1 protein-coding gene and 1 pseudogene are annotated in these 703 nt (G+C 67.0%); both read left to right on the forward strand.

Going from position 1 to position 703, the window contains the following annotated elements; translation table 11 throughout:
* Positions 1–182, forward strand: a pseudogene (locus A9976_RS18770) (aspartate transaminase); the annotation flags it as partial.
* 3 nt (positions 183–185) lie between these two features.
* Positions 186–703: ABC transporter permease subunit (locus A9976_RS18775; protein WP_183020255.1), on the forward strand; the 518-nt coding region annotated here is incomplete at its 3' end.

Below are 703 nucleotides of genomic sequence, written 5' to 3' on the forward strand. Positions count from 1 at the left end.
AGCTAAAGACCGATCTGGACGTGAGCCTGTTCTTCCTGCGCGAAGCGGGCGTGGCCGTGATCGATGGCGGTTCGTACGGCTTGTCGCCCTATGTGCGCTTTTCGTTCGCGACGTCGACCGACGTGATCGAGCAAGGCATGGACCGGCTGGCTGCCGCCGTCAACGCCTTGATGGCGGGCTGAACCGTGGCCAGGCACAACGATCCGCGCCCGGCGCGGCGGCCGCCGCGCCGGGTCTCCTGGAACGAACCGGCCACGCGCGCGGTGGTCTACCAGGCGCTGGCCCTGACGCTGGTCGGGGCAGGCGTCTGGTTCCTGGTGCACAACACGCTGCACAACCTGTCGATGCGCAACATCGCCACCGGCTTCGGCTTCCTGGACCGCGAGGCGGGCTTCGCGATCGGCGAATCCGTGATTACCTACGGGCCGGCCGACACCTACGGCCGCGCCATCTTCGTGGGCGTGCTGAACACGCTGCGCGTGGGCCTGCTTGCGCTGGTCGCCGCGACGCTCCTGGGCGTGCTGATCGGCGTCGGCCGGTTGTCCAAGAACTGGCTGGTGGCGAAGATCACGTCGGTGTATGTCGAGGTGATGCGCAACGTGCCGCTCTTGCTGCAGCTGTTCTTCTGGTATGCGCTGATCACGGAGAATATGCCGGGTCCGCGCCAGGCGCACCACCCGCTGCCGGGCGTCTTCATCTCCAA

It is taken from the genome of Delftia sp. UME58, from assembly GCF_014170385.1.
GTDB lineage: Bacteria > Pseudomonadota > Gammaproteobacteria > Burkholderiales > Burkholderiaceae_C > Comamonas > Comamonas acidovorans.